This window comes from Klebsiella sp. MBT K-1, from assembly GCF_002556465.1.
Taxonomy (GTDB): Bacteria; Pseudomonadota; Gammaproteobacteria; order Enterobacterales; family Enterobacteriaceae; genus Klebsiella; species Klebsiella grimontii.
Map to the genome: position 1 here is coordinate 1 of NZ_PDEL01000024.1, position 22,050 is coordinate 22,050.

General features: G+C 60.6%; 18 protein-coding genes. 4 read left to right on the forward strand and 14 right to left on the reverse strand.

Going from position 1 to position 22,050, the window contains the following annotated elements:
- Positions 1 to 162: 162 nt before the first annotated feature.
- From CMQ96_RS26120 to gspC, 13 genes are read right to left on the reverse strand one after another with little or no spacing between them, the layout of a single operon-like run.
- Positions 163 to 963, reverse strand: a complete 801-nt coding sequence (locus tag CMQ96_RS26120) for an A24 family peptidase (protein WP_098067554.1) — start codon at positions 961 to 963, stop codon at positions 163 to 165.
- Complete coding sequence (locus CMQ96_RS26125) at positions 963 to 1,721, reverse strand: type II secretion system protein N (protein ID WP_098067555.1); 759 nt, start codon at positions 1,719 to 1,721, stop codon at positions 963 to 965. Before CMQ96_RS26125 ends, CMQ96_RS26120 begins: the two co-directional genes overlap by 1 nt.
- A complete protein-coding gene (locus CMQ96_RS26130; protein WP_098067556.1) occupies positions 1,711 to 2,196 on the reverse strand; it encodes a type II secretion system protein M in 486 nt (161 codons plus the stop codon). Before CMQ96_RS26130 ends, CMQ96_RS26125 begins: the two co-directional genes overlap by 11 nt.
- Positions 2,189 to 3,385, reverse strand: coding sequence for a type II secretion system protein GspL (gene gspL, locus CMQ96_RS26135; RefSeq protein ID WP_049085778.1), 1,197 nt, complete (start codon positions 3,383 to 3,385; stop codon positions 2,189 to 2,191). The genes CMQ96_RS26130 and gspL overlap by 8 nt, the downstream gene beginning before the upstream one ends.
- Positions 3,378 to 4,358, reverse strand: coding sequence for a type II secretion system minor pseudopilin GspK (gspK, locus tag CMQ96_RS26140; RefSeq protein WP_004872086.1), 981 nt, complete (start codon positions 4,356 to 4,358; stop codon positions 3,378 to 3,380). Before gspK ends, gspL begins: the two co-directional genes overlap by 8 nt.
- Positions 4,355 to 4,951, reverse strand: a complete 597-nt coding sequence (gspJ, locus tag CMQ96_RS26145) for a type II secretion system minor pseudopilin GspJ (protein ID WP_024360342.1) — start codon at positions 4,949 to 4,951, stop codon at positions 4,355 to 4,357. Before gspJ ends, gspK begins: the two co-directional genes overlap by 4 nt.
- Positions 4,948 to 5,313: a type II secretion system minor pseudopilin GspI gene (gspI, locus tag CMQ96_RS26150; protein WP_024360343.1), complete on the reverse strand. Its 366-nt coding sequence runs from the start codon at positions 5,311 to 5,313 to the stop codon at positions 4,948 to 4,950. Before gspI ends, gspJ begins: the two co-directional genes overlap by 4 nt.
- The gene (gene gspH, locus CMQ96_RS26155) at positions 5,310 to 5,822 is read right to left on the reverse strand and encodes a type II secretion system minor pseudopilin GspH (protein WP_004872083.1); all 513 of its coding nucleotides are present in this window, start codon (positions 5,820 to 5,822) and stop codon (positions 5,310 to 5,312) included. Before gspH ends, gspI begins: the two co-directional genes overlap by 4 nt.
- Positions 5,822 to 6,244, reverse strand: a complete 423-nt coding sequence (gspG, locus tag CMQ96_RS26160; protein WP_004098709.1) for a type II secretion system major pseudopilin GspG — start codon at positions 6,242 to 6,244, stop codon at positions 5,822 to 5,824. The genes gspH and gspG overlap by 1 nt, the downstream gene beginning before the upstream one ends.
- Positions 6,245 to 6,264: 20 nt before the next feature.
- Positions 6,265 to 7,470, reverse strand: coding sequence for a type II secretion system inner membrane protein GspF (gene gspF, locus CMQ96_RS26165; RefSeq protein WP_098067557.1), 1,206 nt, complete (start codon positions 7,468 to 7,470; stop codon positions 6,265 to 6,267).
- 1 nt (position 7,471) lies between these two features.
- The gene (gene gspE, locus CMQ96_RS26170; RefSeq protein ID WP_098067558.1) at positions 7,472 to 8,965 is read right to left on the reverse strand and encodes a type II secretion system ATPase GspE; all 1,494 of its coding nucleotides are present in this window, start codon (positions 8,963 to 8,965) and stop codon (positions 7,472 to 7,474) included.
- Positions 8,962 to 10,944, reverse strand: coding sequence for a GspD family T2SS secretin variant PulD (gene pulD / locus CMQ96_RS26175; RefSeq protein ID WP_024360346.1), 1,983 nt, complete (start codon positions 10,942 to 10,944; stop codon positions 8,962 to 8,964). The genes gspE and pulD overlap by 4 nt, the downstream gene beginning before the upstream one ends.
- Entirely contained in the window at positions 10,945 to 11,784 is an 840-nt protein-coding gene (gspC, locus tag CMQ96_RS26180; RefSeq protein ID WP_024360347.1) for a type II secretion system protein GspC, read from the reverse strand.
- A gap of 353 nt (positions 11,785 to 12,137) precedes the next feature.
- Between gspC and pulA the strand changes: the two genes are divergently transcribed.
- Positions 12,138 to 15,410, forward strand: coding sequence for a pullulanase-type alpha-1,6-glucosidase (gene pulA / locus CMQ96_RS26185; RefSeq protein ID WP_098067559.1), 3,273 nt, complete (start codon positions 12,138 to 12,140; stop codon positions 15,408 to 15,410).
- A 71-nt stretch (positions 15,411 to 15,481) separates the two neighbouring features.
- Positions 15,482 to 16,006 carry a type II secretion system assembly factor GspB gene (gspB, locus tag CMQ96_RS26190; protein ID WP_004872074.1) on the forward strand — a complete coding sequence of 175 codons (525 nt, stop codon included), beginning with the start codon at positions 15,482 to 15,484 and terminating at the stop codon, positions 16,004 to 16,006.
- A gap of 28 nt (positions 16,007 to 16,034) precedes the next feature.
- On the opposite strand, the gene pulS is transcribed toward gspB, so the two are convergent.
- Positions 16,035 to 16,412 (reverse strand): GspS family T2SS pilot lipoprotein variant PulS, encoded by a 378-nt coding sequence (pulS, locus tag CMQ96_RS26195; RefSeq protein WP_049085784.1) that lies wholly within the window; start codon positions 16,410 to 16,412, stop codon positions 16,035 to 16,037.
- A 572-nt stretch (positions 16,413 to 16,984) separates the two neighbouring features.
- Between pulS and mrcB the strand changes: the two genes are divergently transcribed.
- Positions 16,985 to 19,540 carry a bifunctional glycosyl transferase/transpeptidase gene (gene mrcB, locus CMQ96_RS26205; protein ID WP_004872057.1) on the forward strand — a complete coding sequence of 852 codons (2,556 nt, stop codon included), beginning with the start codon at positions 16,985 to 16,987 and terminating at the stop codon, positions 19,538 to 19,540.
- A gap of 274 nt (positions 19,541 to 19,814) precedes the next feature.
- Positions 19,815 to 22,019, forward strand: a complete 2,205-nt coding sequence (fhuA, locus tag CMQ96_RS26210; protein WP_049088231.1) for a ferrichrome porin FhuA — start codon at positions 19,815 to 19,817, stop codon at positions 22,017 to 22,019.
- The last annotated feature ends 31 nt before the right edge of the window (positions 22,020 to 22,050 follow it).

Here is a 22,050-nt window from a genome sequence, read left to right on the forward strand (position 1 = left end):
ACGACAGCGCGGGATGTCGCTGTCGTTGTTGTGCCTGTCATCCGGGAGCCGGAGAAGATGACAGTGGTGAAAAGAGTCGCAGGCGTTCACAGTATCTACCGGTCCGCAGACGGCGGGGAACCCGTAGCCCGGTCAGCGCAGCGCCACCGGGAAAATGGGGGGTTAAATTTGGCTCCACAAAAAGATGCCGCCGCCCGCCAGCGCCAGCCAGGGCCCGAAGGCCAAAGGCTGCTGCAGCGACTGCCGGGTTATCAGGCGCTGCAGCAGCGTCCAGACCAGGCCGCTGGCGGAAGCCAGCAGCAGCGTCTGCGGCAGCGCCTGCCAGCCGAGCCACGCGCCGAGCGCCGCCAGCAGCTTAAAATCGCCGTAGCCCAGCGCCTCTTTACCAGTCAGCAGGCGGAATACCCAGTACACCGACCACAGCGATAAATACCCGGCCATCGCGCCCACGACCGCCTCCGCCAGCGGCACGTAAGTCGCGCTAAGATTGAACAACAGCCCGGCCCACATCAGCGGTAGCGTCAGCCCGTCCGGCAGCAGCTGCGTTTGCGCGTCGATGGCGGCGAGGATCAGCAGCAGCGACAATAAAATCAACCCGCCCAGCAGCGGCACGCCCGGCGCCATCAGGTATCCCGCCAGCACAAACAGCGCGCCGGTCGCCAGCTCCATCAGAGGATAGCGAGGCGAGATCGGCTGCCCGCAGCAGCGCGAACGCCCCTTAAGAAACAGGAAGCCCAGCAGCGGAATATTGTCCCACCAGGCGATGGGCTCACGGCACTGCGGACAGAACGACGCGGGAAAACAGAGATTGATTCCCTCTGCCTGCTCCATCATCAGCGGCAGACGGTGGATAACGACGTTAAAAAAGCTGCCGAACGCCAGTCCGGACAGGAATAAAAAGCTGCCCCAGAGAAACGGGTATTGCGCGGCGAACTCGGGTAATAACGCGATGTTTTCGACCATTATTTTTTCTCCTCGGATAGCCACTCTCCTTGCCACCGCCACGGTATGCGTCCCTGCTCATCTTTACGGCCGTTTTGCGCGACCAGCAGCGTCAGCAGCGCCGGGGCCGCCTGACGAGGTTGCAGCGTACCGTTAAACGTATAGTGCCCGTCGGGCGTCAGAACGCCCTGTCCAGCGAGGCTAAGCTGATGGGAGTCCTGGGTCAGGGCGATAGCCAGCGCGCCCGCCGGGGTACAGCTTAATTTGCCGTTGACCTGGGCCAGCTCGAGCGACCCGGCGGGGGAGCTGAGCGCCGCATCTTGCCACTGCACGGCGCTCGCGGCTATCCGCCGGCAGCCGTTGGCGTTAAAGCTGGCCTCCGGCAGCGTCAGCGCCAACTGGCCGCGGGCTTCCAGCGGCATACCCAGCGCCAGTTGTTGGCTGATTAAACGGGTCGGAATCACGAGCCGTCCCTCGCGCACCACAAACTCGTTCAGGCCGTGCAGCCAGGCCTGGCCGCGCAGGCCGGAGGGATCGTTAAAACGGATATGCCAGCCGGGAAGCCAGGTCGAGAAGCCAAACTCCCAGCGTAAATGGGCGATATCGAAACCGTGCCAGCTGGCCTGAAGGGCTTCTCCCTTCCACAGGGTGCCCGACGTTTGCGCGAGCCGCGCGCCGTCCGGCAGCGCCAGGGCCAGCAGACGCGCCGGCGCGCTGAGCAGCAGCCAGAAGAGATAGATCGCCGCCAGCAGCAGGCCGATAGTGAGTCTATTTTTCATCGCTGCGCTCCAGCACCAGCGTATTGACGGCCACCCAGCCGGGCTGCTGCGCTACGGCGGTCACCGCCAGGGTGGCGGTGGTCATCCCCGCCTGCCCCAGCGCGTCCAGCCATGCCATCAACGCCTGGAAATCGGCGGGCTGCACGGTAAGGCTCAGGCGGGAGCCCTGCGGCTGCAGGCGAACGATGGTGAGACCGTGACGGGCGGCTTCGCGCATAATCACCGTCGAGGGTTCTTCCGGCGCGGTGGGCGGCTTCTGATTGCGAAGCTGACGGATAAGGGGCGTCTGCTGGCGCATCCACTGCAGGCTGGCCTGCTCCCTGGCCAGCGTTTGCCGCCACTGCGCCTCGCGGTTTTGCCACGGCTGCCATAACGTGTAATAGACCAGGCCGATGAGCAGTACCACGGCCATACCCAGCAGCAGACACCGTTCGCGGCGCGTACGCTGTTGCCATAAGGCGAGCAGGTTATGCATCGTTCCCCTCCAGCGTCAGGCGCCCTTCAATACCGTCGGCGCGCGGCTTCATCTCGCCGGTCTGCACGCGAAACCTCGCCCGCGCCCGCTGGCTGAACTGCTCCAGGGCCTGCGAGGAAACGGCGGATATCTCCAGCTGCAGCGCGTTGCGCGCGGCGTCAAAGCTCAACGTCCGCAGGCGGATGCCCGGCGTGTCGTCGATGATTTGCTGCAGCGCGCCGAGCCGCGAGATAAGCGCCGGCCGGGCGCCCGCGTTTTTCATCTGCCGCAGATGCTGCTGCATTTGCAGGCGCGGGTTGACGACGTTCTTTTCCGTTTGGAACCACTGGCGGTAAAAATCACGGCTGGCCTGCACGGCGGCGTCGGCCTGCTGTCCCAGCATGAGATGATCGTGGAGGCAATTACTGCTCCACAGCAGCAGTAGCGCCAGCGCCGCGACGATTACCGGGCGCCAGCGTCGTGGCGTCGGCTGCCGGCGGCGTTTTGCGGCAAAATCGCCCTGGCGTAAGCAGATTCTGCGCGCATCAGGATTGGCCGCCGCCAGCTGCAGCAGATCCTGCGCCGGGAGAGGCTGCCACGGCGCGGCGATATCCGGCGGCGGCGAGTAGCAGGCGATGGGCGCGAGGTCTTGCCAGTGGGTCAGCAGCTGGTCGAGCCATACGGTTTCCACCGCCATTCCGCCCCACGTATCACAGCGAAACAGCCACTGCTCGCCGCAGCGTACGGCGCTCCAGCCGGTGGGACTGTGCGGCAGCGCCAGGACATCCGGCGTCAGAGCCAGTACGCTCAGCCCGAGGCTGTCGCACCAGGCCTGCCAGGCGCGCATCTTTTCCCGCCCGACCACCGCCACGGCGCAGTCGGTTTTGTGCTGGTGGAGCAAGGCAAAGTGGCTCTCCTCAACTTCCGTCGCCAGCTGTTCTTCGAGTAAAAACGCCAGCGCCTGCTGCGGTCTTCTGCGCGCCCCGGCGGGCAGAGCGACGCGATGAAATGCGCAATCGCTGGCGGGCACCAGTACCCAGGCCGGATGGCGCTGCGCCAGCAGGCTGAGCGTCGGATCGCCAGCGTCAGGATGCCACTCGCCAGTCTGCGCCGTGTCGCCCGGCGCGGCCAGCCGCCATATCGCCGTCGCGGCATCGGGATTGAGGCGAATAATCAGCACGGCGGCGGAAGAGGTATGGTGGTTATTCATCGGCTACCCAGTAGATTCCGTAGCGCCGCTGGACGACGCCGAAGGTACGCCCCTGCTTTTGCAGGAGGCTGCGTTGCTGATAGCGGGCGTTGCCCATCACTACGCTGAAGGTGGCGATAAAACGCTCGCTGTGAACCGCCAGCCACGGGCGCGCGGCGGCGGTATCGGTTTTTTGTAATGCCGGCTGCGACAGGAAGGCGGCGACGCTGCTCCAGCCGGTGGCCGCGCGGGCCTGCAGCAGCTGCCGGGCTTCGACGAGGGTGAGTTCAGCGGGGAACAGCGCCGCCAGCAGCGCGGCCCGATCGGGCTGCAGGGTATTGACGTTCACCTGCAGCGTCTCGTCCGCCAGGGCGCAGACGTAGGGCAGCAGGCGCTGATAGAGCGCGGCGTCCATCCCGGCCAGCAGACGCAGCTCGCTGACGTCCTGCAGCGGCTGATTGCCGGTCAGATAGCCGGGGGATTGCGCCATATAGACCTCGTCTTCCGCGCCGTTCAGCAGCGGCTGGCGATCGTCATCGACCCAGTCGCGCAGGGCGGCAGTGAGCTGTAAGGCGCGCAGCGGCTCGCTGCCGAGGTTTTCCAGCAGGCGGGTAAAGATCTGTGCGGGGTAAGGTACTGCGGCGCTTTCGTCGTCGCCGCGCTGGTTAATGGCGTTGAGGTTGAAGCAGGCCTGAGCGTCGGTAATCGTGGCGTAGATCTCGCCGTCATTGACCGTGAAGCGGCGCCCCTGCTGGGCCCAGTTCTGCGCCAGGTGGGTCTGGTTCGGCGAGTCGAGCGCGTCGCGTTGCAGCAGCGCCGCCGCCAGGGTTTCCGCCCCCAGCGCGTACCATTTGGCCTGCAGGTTATCGAGGGTGGTGGCGGTCTGCTGGTACATCCGGGCGCTGCGCTCGGTCATGGCGCTCGCCAGCACCATCATCAGGGCGAGGATCAGCAGCACCATGAGCAGGGCGATGCCGCGCTGGCGGTGGTTCATCGGCTGTCTCCCGGCGTAAGCAGAAACAGCCGGCGGATCTCGCCGTACGGCTCCAGCGTCAGGGTGACTTCCAGCCCCTGCGGCAGCGTCTGCGCCTGCTGCCATTCGTCCTGCCAGCGGCCGCTGGCGTAAAAACGCAGGCCAAACGCCCGCACGTCGCGCAGCACAATAGTCACCGTTGGCTGGCTACCGGGCAGCGGGTCCTGCTGGTCGTAGTTCAGACGTTCCAGCTGGCTGCCGCGCAGGCGGTAGCTGACGTTCTGAATTTCCGAACGCGGCAGGAGCCCCAAAGGATTGGGCCAGCCGTTGCGGCTAAAGGCGATGGCCCCGTCATCGCTGCCGAGCTGAAAGCGCCCGGCAAAAAACAGGCTTGCGCTGTCGCGGCTGCGGCGGGGAATGATTTGGCTAAAGTCCGCCGCCATCTGGCTGAACGTTTGCTGTAACGCCTGCATGCGCCCGCTCTTATCGCGGGTGAGCGTATCGGCGCGCATCACGTTTTGCAGCACCGTGACCGCGGCGACGCTGAGCGCGGCGAGAATGGCCAGCGCCAGCAGCATTTCGACGAGGGTAAAGCCGCTTGAGCGCCGGATCATGGCGATGTCACGTAGGTGCGCAGCGAAGAGACGGGCGTCTTATCGCTTTTGGCGTGGCGAACCTCGACGTCCAGCGCCCGCAACTGAGGCAGATCGGTCTCCACCCCCTGCCAGCGAATGTGCCAGCTGACGCCTGCCGCCTGCAGCGTGGTTTCCGACCAGCTCAGCGCGGGCCAGCGGTTTTCCAGCCGGAGCTGTACCAGCTGATTGTCCGCCAGCCAGCTAGCGAGGGTTTTCTCCTCCATGCGTCCCAGCTGGCGGGTTTGCTGGAGCGTCGCCTGCATCACCGCCAGCCCGGCGAGAGCGAAGACCACCAGGGCGACCATGACTTCAATCAGCGTCATACCGGACTGCTTTTTCATTGCGCCTCCTGCGGTTCGGGCAGGCTTTCGCCGCGGGCGTTAAACGCGATACCCGGCGCCTCGCCGAGGGTCAGCCGGAACGGCGTCATCTCGCCGCCGGGAAAGATCAGCACATCGGGATTGTCGCCCGGCGTCCAGGCTTCGCCCTGCGCAAAAGCGAGGTTCAGCTTGCCCCCGGCGATGCTGCCCGAAGTGGCGACGCGTCCGGCGCGCAGCGGCAGCCAGCGATAGCCGCTCCAGCCGTCGTCGGCGGGGGCCGGATCGGCGCCATCGCGGGCCTCCAGAACCAGAAACTGCCAGCGGTCTGGGTGCACCGAGACGCCAAAGAACTGGCCGGTTTGCAGCCCGCGCTGCTGGACAAAGCGCAGCTGCGCTTCAAAGCGCGCCAGCGTCTGCGCCGCGCTATCGTCGCGCGAGGCGGGGAAAGCCAGCAGCACCATGCCCGCGCTGACCCCCATCAGCAGCAAAATGAGCATCATCTCCAGCAACGTAAAGCCGCGCTGTCGCACTATTTCTTCCCGATCGTCCAGTTGCCGATATCGTCATTGCTCTCCGGCACGCCGTCCGGCCCGAGGCTGAAAATATCCACCTGACCATGCTGGCCGGGGCTCAGCAGTTGGTAATCGCTGCCCCAGGGGTCCTGCGGCAGACGGCGGATATAGCCGCCTTCGGGATAGTTGCGCGCGTGCGGCTCGGCGGATGGCGCGCTGACCAGCGCCTGCAGCCCCTGCTCGGTGGTGGGATAGCGGCTGTTGTCCAGTTTGTACATGTCCAGCGCGCCCTCGAGCGCCACAAGATCGCTGACCACTTTTTGCCGGTCGGCCTTTTCCTTGTTGCCCATCAGGTTGGGCACCACGAGGCTGGCGAGCACGCCGAGGATAACAATCACCACCATGATTTCCAGTAAGGTGAATCCGCGCTGTCGTTGCATATTTTTCTCCATTAGAACAATCACATACTCATCAAGGTATTGAGCTGCAGTATCGGCTGCAGGATGGCGAGGACGATAAACAGCACCATGCCGGCCATCGCCACCACCAGCAGGGGTTCAAACAGGCTGAGGGCCAGCTGAATTTGTGCGCTCAGATCCCGGTCCTGGTTGTCCGCCGCGCGCTCCAGCATGCTGTTGAGCTCGCCGCTCCGTTCGCCGCTGGCGACCATGTAGCGCATCATCGGCGGGAAAAGCTGGGTCATTTCGAGCGCGCGATGCAGGCTCACGCCTTCGCGCACCGCGTCGCTGGCGGCTTCCAGCTGGCGCTTCGCCCAGGCGTTGTTCAACACATCCGCGCTGATGCGCATCGCCAACAGCAACGGAACGGCGCTGGCGTTGAGGATGCTCAGGGTGCGGGCGTAGCGGGCGCTGTTAACGCTGCGCGCGACCCGGCCAATTAACGGCAGGCGCAGCAGCAGCCTGTGCCAGGCCAGCCGCTTTGCCGGCTGCCGCAGCAGGTAGCGCAGCAGGAGAATGAGGAGCAAAATCGCCAGCAGCAGCCACGGCCCGGCGGCGCGCAGCATATCGCTCATCGCCATCAGCAGGCGGGTGGAAAACGGCAGCGCCTGCTTAAGGTGGATAAACTGCTCGACGACCTTCGGCACCACCGTCGACAGCAGAATGACGATCACGCTGACCGCCACCAGGGTCAGCACGATGGGGTAAATCATCGCCTGCAGCAGGCGGGCGCGCAGCTGCTGGCGCTGCTCGGTGTAGTCCGCCAGCCGGTTCAGCACGCCGTCGAGGTGGCCTGAAGCTTCTCCGGCGGCGACCATCGCGCAGTAGAGCGCGTCAAAGCAGCCCGGGTAGCCGCGCATCGCTTCCGCCAGCGAATGGCCTTCCAGCACTTTGCCGCGCACGCCGGCGATCAGCGTTTTCAGCTGCGGTTTTTCACTCTGCTGGGCCACCGCGTCGAGCGCTTTTTCCAGCGGGATCGCGGCGGCGACCAGCGTCGCCAGCTGGCGGGTGACGAGGGCGAGATCGCGGGCGCTGGTGCGGCGCATAAAGCGCGATGGTCTGCCGCCGCTGGCTGCCGGGTCGATGTCCAGCGCCAGCCAGCCCTTTTCCCGCAGCAGCTGGCGCGCGTGGCGGGCGGAGTCCGCCTGCTGGACGCCGCGCCGGGGTTTGCCCTGTTCGTCGAGGGCCTGGTAACGAAACAGCGCCATTTCAGGAAGCCTCCACGATCGGCTGCTCGGTGACCCTTAGCACCTCTTGCCAACTGGTGATCCCAGCCAGCGCCTTTTCCCGCCCGGCGCGGCGCAGGGTCATATAATCCGTCCCCAGCTGTTGGATCAGCGTCACCTCATTTTCGCCGCGGTGGATAGCCATGCGTACGCGATCGTCCACCAGCAGCAGTTCATGGATGCCGGTGCGTCCGCGATAGCCGGTAAAACCGCACTCGGCGCAGCCCCGGGGCTGCCAGAGTGCCGTGCCGGGGGCGATCTCCATCTGGTGGGCGGCGTCGGCGTTTGCCGGTTCCTGCTGGCGACAATGTGGGCAGAGCCGGCGCACCAGCCGCTGCGACATCACCGCCAGCAGCGAGGTGGAGAGCAGAAAAGGCTCCACGCCCATATCCTGCAGGCGCGAGATGGCCCCCAGCGCGCTGTTGGTGTGCAGCGTCGAGAGCACCAGATGGCCGGTTAGCGAGGCCTGAACGGCGATTTGCGCCGTCTCGCCGTCGCGGATTTCGCCCACCAGCACCACGTCAGGGTCCTGGCGCAAAATGGCGCGCAGCCCGCGGGCAAAGGTCATGTCGACTTTCGCGTTAACCTGGGTCTGACCGATGCCCTCCAGCTCATATTCGATGGGGTCTTCAATGGTCATGATGTTGCGCTCGCGCGCGTCGAGGCGGCTCAGCGCGGCGTAGAGGGTGGTGCTTTTTCCCGAACCGGTCGGCCCGGTCACCAGCACGATGCCGTGCGGGCGGGCGATCAGCCCATCCACCTGCCGCAGCAGGGCGGGAGTCATCCCGAGGGTCAGCAGGTCGAGATTGACGCTATTTTTGTCGAGCAGACGCAGCACCACGCGCTCGCCGTAGCTCGACGGCAGGGTAGAGACGCGCACGTCGACGGCGCGTCCGCCAATGCGCAGCGCCATGCGCCCGTCCTGCGGAATGCGCTTTTCGGCGATATCCAGGCTCGCCATCACCTTAATGCGCGAGATCAGCAGTGCGGCGAGTCGGCGCTGGGGGCGCAGGATTTCGCGCAGGACGCCGTCGACGCGAAAGCGAATTTGCAGGTGGCGCTCATAGGTTTCGATATGAATATCCGAGGCTTTCTCTTTGATGGCCTCGGTGAGCATGGCGTTAATCAGGCGGATAATCGGCGCGTCGTCTTCGCTGTCCAGCAGGTCGTCGGTGTCCGGCAGCTCTTCGGCAAGGGTATACAGATCCAGCTCGTTGCCGATATCGGCCATCATGCGCCGGGCCTCGGCGGAGTCGCGCTGATAGCTCAGCACCAGCAGCTTTTCGAACGCCTCTTCTTCCAGCCGCTCGAGGCGGAACGGCATCGCGGCGACCCGGCGGGCTTCCAGCAGCGCCTGCGGCGCGGTAGCGGCGAGGCAGAAAACCTCGCAGCTTTCGCCGCTGCTCAGGAGCATCACGCTGTGCGCGCGGGCGTAGCCGAAGGGGAGCAGCGGGCGTCGTTCAGCGGCGGGGGTCATAGATTGCCTCCCAGATTGAACGCGTCGATAGCGGCGCTGACCTGACGGAACGCGGCGGTATCCTGGCGCGGGTAGATCTCCAGCAGATCCTGATTCAGCATCGCGTCGTTGTTCTCTTTGCCGCGCTGTTTGCTCTGGGCGTCGTTAAAAGCGGTGTACTGCCCGGATGAGGCCTGGCGGTACTCGTCGCGGTCGCGGATCACCGTCGGGCGGATAAACAGCATCAGGTTGCGCTTGGAGACCTTTTTGCTGGTGGAACGGAACAGCGCGCCAATGACCGGAATATCGCCGAGCAGCGGCACTTTGTCGGCGGTGTCGGAGACGCTTTTATCCAGCAGGCCGCCGACGACCACCGTTTCGCCGCTGCCGACCAGCACCGCGTTATTGACCGTACGGGTATTGAAGGTCGCGCCGAGATCCGAACTGGTGCTGGAGGCGGCGTCCGCCACGCTGGAGACCTCCTGTTCGATCTCCAGCAGGACCGAATCGCCTTCGTTGATTTGCGGCTTCACCTTTAGCTTGATGCCGACGGTTTTGCGCTCGACGGTATTGAAGATGTTATCGCCGGAGGTGGTTTGCGAGCCGGTGAGTACCGGGACCTCCTGGCCGACGTTAAAGGTGGCTTCCATGTTGTCGAGGGTAACGATGCTCGGCGTGGCGAGAATATCGTTCTTGGTGCTGCTGGAGAGGGCGGTTAACAGCATCGCCCAGTTGCCCTGGTAGAAGCCGGCGGCAATGCCGTTGAAGGAGCTTAAGGCGCTGGCCAGCGAGCTGCTGACGGTGCCGTCTTTGTTGTACTGGTTGGCCCCGGCGATGGCGGTGGATATCGGCAGGCCGCTATTGGTGAACTGGGTCATCCCGGCATTTTTATTGGCCCACTGGATGCCGAGGTTCAGGCCGTCAGCGTCCTGCACTTCGGCGATAATCGCCTCGACCAGCACCTGCGGGCGGCGGATATCAAGTTGGGCGATTACCCGCTCAAGGTCGTTCATTACGTCCGGTGCGGCGGTGACAATCAGGGCGTTGGTCTGGCCGTGCGCTTTGATAATGATATTTTTATCCAGCGCCGCCACCGGCTTCGCGGCCTGCTTTTCGCTCTGCATCGTGCTGCTGATACCGGTCAGCACTTCGACCAGGTCGGAGGCTTTAGCGTATTTCAGGTAGATGACTTTGGTATTGCCCTGGGTCGCCTGCTGGCGGTCGAGCTGCTTAATCATGGCGATGATCCGCTGGCGGGAGTTCGGCTCGCCGCTGACCAGCACCGCGTTGGTGCGTTCATCGGCCACCACGTTGGCGACCATCGAGCCGGGCAGCGCCGATTTGCTGGTGTCCTTGTTGAGTTCGGTCACCAGCTTGACCACATCGGCGGCGGAGGCCCAGGACAGCGGAACGGTCACTACGCTGCGGTCTCCGGCGTTATCGACGCGTTCGACAATGGTTAGCAGGCGCTTGATTACCGCCGCGCGGCCGGTCATCAGCAGGACGTTGGAGGGTTCATAGTGCACCACGCTGCCCGCGCCAGCGTTATCGTTAAGCTGGCGCAGCAGCGGCGCCAGATCGCGGGCGGCGACGTTGGTCAGAGGCACGACGCGGGTGACGACCTCATCGCCAATACCCGGCGCGGCATCGCTCGCCACCGGCACCGCGGCGGTTTTCGCGTCTTTCGAACGCACCACTTTCAGGACGCCGTTATTCATATTAATTACGGCGAAACCGTAGACATCAAGGACGCTGAGGAAGAACTGATAATATTGTTCTTCGTTGAGCATATCGTAGCTGCGCACGGTAATGGTGCCGCGCACGCTGGGATCGATAATGACCGTTTTATTCAGGTTTTTACTCACCGTATTGATAAATTCCTGAATATCGGTGCCCTTGAAGCTGGCGGAAAACTCTTCCGCCGCGGCCGGTCTGAATAACAGCGCGGCGAATATCAGCAGCGTCAGGGAAAATGAGCGGATAACGTTGGCGATGATCAATTATTCATCCCTCAGGGCTAGATAAATATCGTTTTTCTGGCCGTCGCGTTCAACGGTAAGGGTTATTTCAGTTAATTCCGGCAGCTGGGCTAATACCTGGCGGGCCTGCTCTTTATCGCGTAAATCCAGACCGTTGAGGGCTATCGCCAGATCGTTTTCCCGGAGACCCGACTGGCGAAATAGCGCCGGGTCTTTGCCCGGGTTCAGGCGATATCCGCTGAGTTTGTCGTTAACCATGACCGGCGAAATATTGAGGTAATGAAGAATATTTTGCGGCTGCGCCCGGAGCTCCTGCGCCAGGTGGCGGGCTGGCGGCGCGGCGCTATTTTTGCCGACGGCGGGCGGGTCGTTAAACAGCGGGATAGCCTCATTTCTGCCGCGGTAATTAACAATCAGGCGGTCGGGGGAAATGGCGACGATTTTCGCCTCTCCGCCCGGCGTATTATCGCCAATACCGAGGCTAACCTGTTGATTCCCTTTCATCATGATAGCGATGGCGCGGGACGGGTCGGTGCTGGCGAGCAGGCCGGTAACGCGCAGTTTGAGCGCCGAAACGGGCGCCTGGTCGAGGTTGCCGCCGGGCGCGGAGGCGGAGGTTTTCTCCGCAAGGCCAAACAGCGTAAAGCGCGGCAGCACCGTTTCCGCGGAGGGGGCTGCGGGCGACGTCATATCGGCAGAGCTCAATGCGTTATCCGTAAAGTTTACCGGGAGAATTATTTTCCAGGTTAATTGCGCGAGCTGCTGGCAGATAAAAAATAATATGATGGAGGTCACAATATGAGGCGCGTAATTAATTATTTTTTTATTTGGTATTGTTAATCTCATCACGGAATTATGCATTTGTATTCCTTTGCTCATTCTATTTCCCTCAGCAAAAGGTACCGCCCTACCGATATGGGTGGGGCATTTTTTATTTTTGAGCGTGCTTATTGCGGGAATCTGCGTAGGTCGCTGCGAATCATAAAGAGTTTGGCTATTGCGGTCGTCATTCCCTTTTTATTTTTTCTCCTCCGGCCGCCTACGCCCCCGGAGGAGGAGTGAATGGATGATTGAACCTAAGAGAGCAAGAATATCTAATTATCGACGCTTTAAAGATATGCTCGTCATTTCTTCATGGGGCTTAAGTGCGCCAGGAATAGTTTCGCGTATATAACACTTCATATAATTTAATCAGCATGTATAGGGACTATCGAATGCTCAGATATACCCGTAATGCCCTGGTTCTGGGATCGCTGGTTTTACTTAGCGGCTGCGATAACGGATCCTCTTCTTCTTCCTCTGGAAATCCCGACACTCCTGATAATCAGGATGTGGTTGTACGTTTACCTGACGTTGCGGTGCCCGGCGAAGCGGTCACGGCGGTAGAAAACCAGGCGGTCATCCACCTGGTGGATATTGCCGGGATCACCAGCAGTAGCGCGGCGGACTACAGCAGCAAAAACCTCTATCTCTGGAACAATGAAACCTGCGACGCGCTGAGCGCGCCGGTGGCCGACTGGAATGACGTCAGCACCACGCCGAGCGGCAGCGATAAATATGGCCCGTACTGGGTGATCCCGCTCAACAAAGAGAGCGGTTGTATCAACGTCATCGTTCGTGACGGCACCGATAAGCTGATCGATAGCGACCTGCGGGTGTCGTTTGGCGACTTCACCGATCGTACGGTATCGGTGATCGCCGGTAACAGCGCGGTCTATGACTCCCGCGCCGACGCCTTCCGCGCCGCTTTTGGCGTCGCGCTGGCCGAAGCCCACTGGGTCGACAAAAATACGCTGCTGTGGCCGGGCGGACAGGATAAGCCCATCGTGCGCCTCTACTACAGCCGCAGCAGTAAAGTGGCGGCCGACGGTGAAGGCAAATTTACCGACCGCTACCTGAAGCTGACGCCGACTACCGTCAGCCAGCAGGTCAGCATGCGCTTCCCGCACCTTTCCAGCTATGCGGCCTTTAAGCTGCCGGACAACGCCAACGTTGACGAGCTGCTGCAGGGCGAAACGGTCGCCATTGCCGCCGCAGAGGACGGGATCCTGATTTCCGCCACCCAGGTGCAGACGGCGGGCGTCCTGGATGACGCCTATGCCGAAGCGGCGGAAGCCCTGAGCTACGGCGCGCAGCTGGCCGACGGCGGCGTCACCTTCCGCGTTTGGGCGCCGACTGCCCAGCAGGTGGATGTGGTGGTCTACAGCGCCGATAAGAAAGTCATTGGCAGCCATCCTATGACCCGCGACAGCGCTTCCGGCGCGTGGTCATGGCAGGGCGGCAGCGATCTGAAAGGCGCGTTCTACCGCTATGCGATGACGGTTTATCACCCGCAGTCGCGTAAGGTTGAACAGTACGAAGTCACCGACCCGTATGCGCATAGCCTGTCGACCAACTCGGAGTACAGCCAGGTGGTCGATCTCAACGACAGCGCCCTGAAGCCTGACGGCTGGGACAACCTGACGATGCCGCACGCCCAGAAGACGAAAGCGGATTTAGCGAAGATGACGATCCATGAATCGCATATTCGCGATCTCTCCGCCTGGGACCAGACCGTTCCGGCCGAACTGCGCGGTAAATACCTTGCGCTGACCGCCGGCGACAGCAATATGGTGCAGCATCTGAAGACGCTCTCCGCTTCAGGTGTGACGCACGTTGAGCTGCTGCCGGTCTTCGATCTGGCGACGGTGAACGAGTTCAGCGACAAGGTCGCCGATATTCAGCAACCGTTCAGTCGCCTGTGTGAAGTGAACAGCGCGGTGAAAAGCAGCGAGTTCGCCGGATACTGCGACAGCGGCTCCACGGTGGAAGAGGTACTGAATCAGCTTAAGCAGAGCGATAGCCAGGATAATCCGCAGGTGCAGGCGCTGAATACGCTGGTGGCGCAGACCGACTCCTACAACTGGGGCTACGATCCGTTCCACTACACGGTTCCGGAAGGATCCTACGCGACCGATCCGGAAGGCACGACGCGCATCAAAGAGTTCCGCACCATGATTCAGGCGATCAAGCAGGATCTGGGGATGAACGTCATTATGGACGTGGTCTACAACCACACCAACGCCGCGGGTCCGACCGATCGCACGTCGGTACTGGATAAGATCGTACCCTGGTACTATCAGCGTCTGAATGAAACCACCGGCAGCGTCGAATCCGCCACCTGCTGTTCCGACTCCGCGCCGGAGCATCGGATGTTCGCCAAGCTGATCGCCGACTCGCTGGCGGTATGGACCACCGATTATAAAATCGATGGTTTCCGCTTCGACCTGATGGGCTATCACCCGAAAGCGCAAATTCTGTCGGCGTGGGAGCGCATTAAGGCCCTGAACCCGGATATCTACTTCTTCGGCGAAGGCTGGGACTCTAACCAGAGCGATCGTTTTGAAATCGCCTCGCAGATCAACCTGAAAGGTACCGGTATCGGCACGTTCTCCGATCGCCTGCGCGATTCCGTGCGCGGCGGCGGCCCGTTCGATTCCGGCGATGCGCTGCGTCAGAACCAGGGCATCGGCAGCGGCGCGGGCGTGTTGCCAAACGAACTCGCCAGCCTGAGCGATGACCAGGTCCGCCATCTGGCCGATCTGACCCGTCTGGGGATGGCCGGTAACCTCGCTGACTTTGTGATGATCGACAAAGACGGCGCGGCGAAGAAAGGCAGCGAAATTGACTATAACGGCGCGCCTGGCGGCTACGCCGCAGACCCGACGGAAGTCGTCAACTATGTTTCGAAACACGACAACCAGACGCTGTGGGACATGATCAGCTACAAAGCGTCCCAGGAAGCCGATCTGGCGACCCGCGTTCGCATGCAGGCCGTTTCGCTGGCGACGGTGATGCTGGGGCAGGGGATCGCGTTCGATCAGCAGGGCTCTGAACTGCTGCGTTCGAAATCCTTTACCCGCGACTCCTACGACTCCGGCGACTGGTTCAACCGCGTGGATTATTCCCTGCAGGATAATAACTACAACGTTGGTATGCCGCGCATCAGCGATGACGGCAGCAACTATGAGGTGATTACTCGCGTCAAAGAGATGGTTGCCACCCCGGGCGAAGCGGAGCTGAAGCAGATGACCGCGTTCTACCAGGAGCTGACCGAGCTGCGGAAATCCTCGCCGTTGTTCACATTGGGCGATGGCAGCGCGGTAATGAAGCGCGTTGATTTCCGTAATACCGGTTCCGACCAACAGGCCGGTCTGCTGGTGATGACCGTGGATGACGGGATGAAAGCGGGCGCCAGCCTGGATAGCCGCCTTGACGGTCTGGTGGTGGCGATTAACGCCGCGCCGGAAAGCCGCACGCTGAATGAGTTTGCCGGTGAAACGCTGCAGCTGAGCGCGATCCAGCAGACGGCGGGCGAAAACTCGCTGGCAAACGGCGTGCAGATTGCCGCTGATGGCACCGTCACTCTGCCGGCCTGGTCCGTTGCGGTGCTGGAACTGCCGCAGGGCGAAGCCCAGGGCGCCGGGCTGCCGGTAAGCAGTAAGTAAAACCTTAACCTCCCGGCCCGCGGCGTCAAAACCCCGGGCCGGGATGGCGTGTCTTGATTAAGGAGAAGCCGGTGCTTGTTCGCCCGCAAGAGCCGTACCCGCAGTCCGAGCCCCCGGCGGCGGTAGGAAGAATGGTGCAGATCCCCTACGTGACCGTACCGCTGTACGCCGCGCTGCTGATTGCGCTCGGATGGTTCGGCGGCGAGCAGTGGCGGAACAAGCCCGAGCCGCAGCCGATGAGGCAGTCGGTAGCCCATGCGGCGTTAGTCCCGCTGAACCAACCGGCGGTCAAAGCTGCCGTGGCGCCGGTTAACGCCGGGCCCGAAATTCAGGCTGAACCGGAAATAGCGATAGATGAAGATAACCTGCCGCCTCTGCGCTACAGCGCGCACGTCTACGCTTCACTGGCGGATAAACGCAGCATTGTATTAAACGGACAGTCCTGGAAGGAGGGCGACTCGCCGCTGGCGAACCTGGTTATCGAGCAGATTCAGCAGGACCTCACCGTATTTAGCTTCAACGGTAAAACGTTTACCCTCGCGGCGCTGGATGACTGGCCGGGCGGGGCGATTGAGGAGAGTCCGCAGGCAGAATAAAATAGCGCTGGCGGAATATAAATAAGCGCTATTTATTGTCGCGCAGGCTATCAATAAAGGGCGCCAGCTGGCGATTAAACTGGCTGCATTTTGTCGCTTCCGGAGTACTGTCCTGCAGGAGCTGTTGATATAGCTGCGCGCTGCGCTGGCTTAAAAGATTCGCGTCAATATTCGCCCATCCGCGCTTTTTACCCACGTTTATTGCCGCACGGTTAATCGCTTCATCGGCGGGCAGATCGCTGCGGTTGCACTTATTCTTCAGATAGCGCGCCCCGGCGGCGACGGAGGCAAGCTGCTCTAGCTGGGCCTGACCGCTCACGGCAGGACTGAGGGTTGTCGGGCGATTTTGCTGACAACCTGAGAGCAGGGCGGCCGCCATCAGCGGAAATAGAATAAAGTTGCGCATAATATATTAATCGGAAAAATTAATTGGCTGACAGTTTAACAAATATTTATCCGTAGTCATCAGAAAATCTGCCAAATTATCAATGTTAAGCCGCTCGCGTTTTTATCATTGCGCGCTTTTAAATTTCTTTTTCTTTCATCTGCGTTATTTCTTTTTGCTGGCGGAAATACTATTTTCCGGCGTTACCGTTCCGCTTTCTTTTGGCGGTATGCAGAAGGAGACGGGCGGACATGTTTATGTTGTTAAAAAACATAATAATTTCCCTTTTGTTACCTGATGAGCATGTAAAATGCTGGTTAAGAATGTCACGGTTTAGTGCTATCCTGTATCGCCTGGACAATCAGTTCCGTGTCCCGAACTATTCTGTCGATGAAGCCGGTAACAATGTGATTTGTATGGTGAATTTTTAAAGTGAAAATCATGCGAGCGACATGATAACGCGTCGCGCAGTTCATAAATGGTCGCCTGAAAGCCAAAACGGTCGGGCGTCAATTTGAGAGATTTCTTCTTTCCCCCAATCGGGGAAACATTGAGAATCAGGCTTTTACGCCTGTAAGTTGCGGAGAAAAAGCATGGCGGGAGATGACCGCGAGCCGATCGGACGTAAGGGGAGACCCTCGCGCCCGGCAAAACAAAAGGTAACTCGCCGTCGGGTTCGGGAAGAGGACTACGACGACGATTACGATGATGACTATGAGGATGAAAAACCGATGCCGCGGAAAGGAAAAGGCAAAGGCGGTAAACCCCCTCGTCGTAAACGCGCCTGGCTATGGCTGCTGATTAAGATTGGGGTCGTCTGCGCGGTGTTGATTGCCGCCTATGGCGTCTACCTCGATCAGAAAATCCGTAGCCGCATTGACGGTAAAGTCTGGGATCTGCCCGCCGCGGTCTATGGCCGGATGGTCAACCTTGAGCCGGATATGCAGATCAGCAAAAACGAAATGGTGCGTCTGCTTAACGCCACGCAGTATCGCCAGGTGAGCGCGATGACGCGCCCGGGCGAATATACGGTACAGGCCAACAGCATCGAGATGATCCGCCGTCCGTTCGATTTCCCGGACAGTAAAGAAGGACAGGTGCGCGCGCGTCTGACCTTCAACGGCGATCGCCTGGATACCATCGAGAATATGGATAATAACCGCCAGTTCGGTTTCTTCCGCCTCGATCCGCGCCTGATCACCATGCTGCAATCGGCCAACGGCGAACAGCGTCTGTTTGTTAAGCGCAACGGCTTCCCGGATCTGCTGGTCGATACCCTGCTGGCGACGGAAGACCGCCATTTCTACGAACACGACGGCATCAGCCTCTACTCGATTGGCCGCGCGGTGCTGGCGAACCTGACCGCCGGGCGTACGGTGCAGGGGGCGAGTACGCTGACCCAGCAGCTGGTGAAGAACCTGTTCCTCTCCAGCGAACGTTCCTACTGGCGTAAGGCTAACGAAGCCTATATGGCGCTGATCGTTGATGCCCGCTACAGCAAGGATCGTATCCTTGAGCTGTATATGAACGAAGTGTACCTCGGTCAGAGCGGCGATAACGAGATCCGCGGCTTCCCGCTGGCGAGCCTCTATTACTTTGGCCGTCCGGTGGAAGAGCTGAGCCTCGATCAGCAGGCGCTGCTGGTGGGGATGGTAAAAGGCGCGTCGGTCTACAACCCATGGCGTAACCCAAAACTGGCGCTGGAGCGACGCAACCTCGTGCTGCGTCTGCTGCAGCAGCAGCAGGTTATCGATCAAGAGCTGTATGACATGCTGAGCGCGCGTCCGCTGGGCGTACAGCCGCGCGGCGGGGTTATCTCTCCGCAGCCGGCGTTTATGCAGATGGTGCGCCAGGAGCTGCAGGCGAAACTGGGCGACAAAGTGAAAGATCTCTCCGGCGTGAAGATCTTCACCACCTTCGACTCAGTCGCGCAGGATGCGGCGGAAAAGGCGGCGACGGAAGGTATTCCGGCGCTGAAGAAACAGCGTAAGCTGCCGGATCTGGAAACCGCGATGGTGGTCGTCGATCGCTTCACCGGCGAGGTGCGGGCGATGGTCGGCGGGGCGGAGCCGCAGTTTGCCGGCTATAACCGCGCAATGCAGGCGCGCCGTTCAATTGGTTCACTGGCAAAACCGGCGACCTATTTGACCGCGCTAAGCCAGCCGAACCAGTATCGTCTCAATACCTGGATTGCCGATGCGCCTATCTCGATTCGCCTGTCTAATGGCCAGACGTGGTCGCCGCAGAACGACGACCGTCGCTACAGCGATAGCGGTAAGGTGATGCTGGTCGATGCGCTGACGCGTTCGATGAACGTGCCGACGGTGAACCTCGGGATGGCGCTGGGCCTGCCGGCAGTGGTCGATACCTGGACTAAACTGGGCGCGCCGAAGAATCAGCTGAACGCGGTTCCGTCGATGCTGCTGGGGGCGCTGAACCTGACGCCGATTGAAGTGGCGCAGGCGTTCCAGACCATCGCCAGCGGGGGCAACCGCGCGCCGCTGTCAGCGCTGCGTTCCGTTATCGCCGAAGATGGTACCGTGCTCTATCAGAGCTATCCGCAGGCGGAGCGCGCGGTGCCTGCCCAGGCGGCTTACATGACGCTATGGACCATGCAGCAGGTTGTGCAGCGCGGTACCGGTCGCCAGCTGGGCGCGAAGTATCCGGGCCTGCATCTGGCGGGTAAAACCGGGACCACCAACAACAACGTTGATACCTGGTTTGCCGGTATTGACGGTGGTCAGGTGACCATTACCTGGGTGGGTCGCGATAATAACCAGCCGACCAAGCTGTACGGCGCCAGCGGCGCAATGTCCATTTACCAGCGCTATCTGGCAAACCAGACCCCGACCCCGCTGGTGCTGACGCCGCCGGAAGACGTGGTGGATATGGGCGTCGATGGCAGCGGTAACTTTGTCTGCAGCGGCGGCATGCGCTCGCTGCCGGTATGGACCACCACGCCGGACGCGCTGTGCCGCCAGGGCGAACAGATCCAACAGCAGCAGCTCCAGCAGCAGCAGGCGAATAATCCGTTCAATCAGTCCGGGCAGCAGCCGCAACAGCAGCAAAACCAGCAGCAGCAACCCCCGAAGCAGGAGAAGAGCGATGGCGTCGCGGGCTGGATTAAGGATATGTTCGGCAGTAATTAACGTTCCGCTTCATCCTTTAAGCCGACGCTTCGTCGTTTAAATGGATGCTAAAATAGTGGCCCTCTAATACCTCAGTATTAGGGGGCCTTTTTATATCGATAAATTAATTAACACCCGCTTAACTCCACACTTACCGTCTGGTTATTTATTCATCCTTTGATATTTCGTCAGGGGCATATTTCTTGCCTTGCCGCGATCGTTTCGCCTATTATGTCAGCCGTTATAATAATAATTCTCGTTTACGTTATCATTCACTTCTATTAGAGATATACCCATGGCGCGTCTTAAAACTGCTCAGCCAAATCACTCGCTGCGTAAAATCGCAGCTGTAGTAGCCACGGCGGTTAGCGGCATGTCTGTTTATGCACAGGCGGCAGTTGAACCGAAAGAAGAAACCATCACCGTAACCGCCGCTCCGGCTCCGCAGGAGAGCGCCTGGGGACCGGCAGCGACCATCGCGGCGAAACATTCGGCGACCGCAACAAAAACCGATACGCCCATCGAAAAAACGCCGCAGTCTATTTCCGTAGTGACCCGCCAGGAAATGGAGATGAAGCAGCCGACGACGGTTAAAGAAGCGCTGGCCTATACGCCGGGCGTATTCTCGACTCGCGGCAGCTCAACCACCTATGACGTAGTGACGATTCGCGGCTTCACCACGTCGACGACGGTGAACACCAACCAGTATCTGGATGGGATGAAGCTGCAGGGGAATAACTATTCTGAAGTGTCGATGGACCCCTATTTCCTTGAACGTGTTGAAGTGATGCGTGGGCCAACGTCGGTGCTGTACGGCAACAGCAACCCTGGCGGTATCGTCAGCATGGTCAGCAAGCGACCGACCACTGAGCCGCTGAAAGAAATCCAGTTTAAAATGGGTACCGATAATCTGTGGCAGACGGGGTTTGATTTCAGCGATGCCATTGATGATGACGGGGTGTGGTCGTATCGCCTGACTGGTTTGGGTCGCAGCCAGGATGCCCAGCAGCAGATGGCGAAATCGACCCGCTATGCGGTCGCGCCCTCCTTTAGCTGGCGTCCGGATGACAAAACGGACTTCACTTTCCTGAGTAATTTTCAGAGCGATCCCTATGCCGGGTATTACGGCTGGCTGCCGCGTGAAGGGACAGTGGTGCCGTATTACGACGCCAACGGTAAGGCGCACAAGCTGCCGACGGACTTCAACGAAGGCGAAGCGAATAATAAGATGTCTCGCCGTCAGCAGATGGTCGGCTACAGCTTCTCGCACCAGTTTGATGACACTTTCACCGTGCGTCAGAATCTGCGTTATGCGGATGTCCATACCCTGTATCGTTCAGTCTACGGCAACGGATATACGCCGACAGGCAAAATCAACCGCGCGTATGTTCGCTCCGATGAGCATCTCAATACGTTCACCGTTGATACCCAGCTGCAGTCTGATTTCGCAACCGGCGCGGTAGGGCACACTCTGTTAACCGGCGTGGATTATTCGCGCATGCGTAATGATGTTAAGGCCGACTACGGGACGGCTTCCGCGATTGACATGCAGAACCCGCAGTATGGCAATCCAGACGTCAGCGTTAACTTCCCCTATTCGGTGCTGAACCGCATGGAGCAGACCGGCCTGTACGCGCAGGATCAGATGGCGTGGGATAAGTGGGTGATGACGCTGGGTGGCCGCTACGACTATGCGATGGCTTCCACCCTGACGCGCCCTGCGAATACCCTCGCCAAAAATCACGATCAGCAGTTCACCTGGCGCGGCGGCATTAACTATCTGTTTGATAATGGTATCTCGCCATACTTCAGCTACAGCCAGTCCTTTGAGCCGGTTTCCGGATCGTCGCGGGATGGCAAACCCTTCGATGCTTCCCACGGCGAACAGTACGAAGCCGGCGTGAAGTACGTACCGAAGGATATGCCGGTTGTGCTGACCGCCGCGGTATATCAACTGACCAAAGATAAAAACCTGACGGCGGATCCGAACAACTCCTCGTTCAGTATCCAGACGGGCGAAATCCGCTCACGCGGGATTGAGCTGGAGGCGAAAGCGGCGGTTAACGCCAACGTCAACGTGACGGCTTCCTATACCTATACCGACGCCCAGTACCAGCATGACACCACCTTTAACGGCAAGCGTCCGGCGGAAGTGCCGCGCAATATGGCGTCGCTGTGGGCAGACTACACCTTCCACGAAACCGCGCTGAGCGGCCTGACGGTGGGCGCCGGGGCGCGCTATGTCGGTTCAACGGTAAGCTATTACAAAAACAATACTTCGACGGGAAAAAAAGACGAATCCTTCAACGTCGCGGGCTACGCGTTAATGGATGCTACCGTGAAATATGATCTGGCGCGCTTTGGTCTACCGGGTTCGTCGATCGGGGTCAACGTCAACAACCTGTTCGATCGCGAATACGTTTCCAGCTGCTACAGCGAATACGCCTGCTACTGGGGCGCTGAACGCCAGGTTGTGGCGACCGCGACTTTCCGTTTCTAACCACTTAACGGGCGCGGTTCGCCGCGCCTCT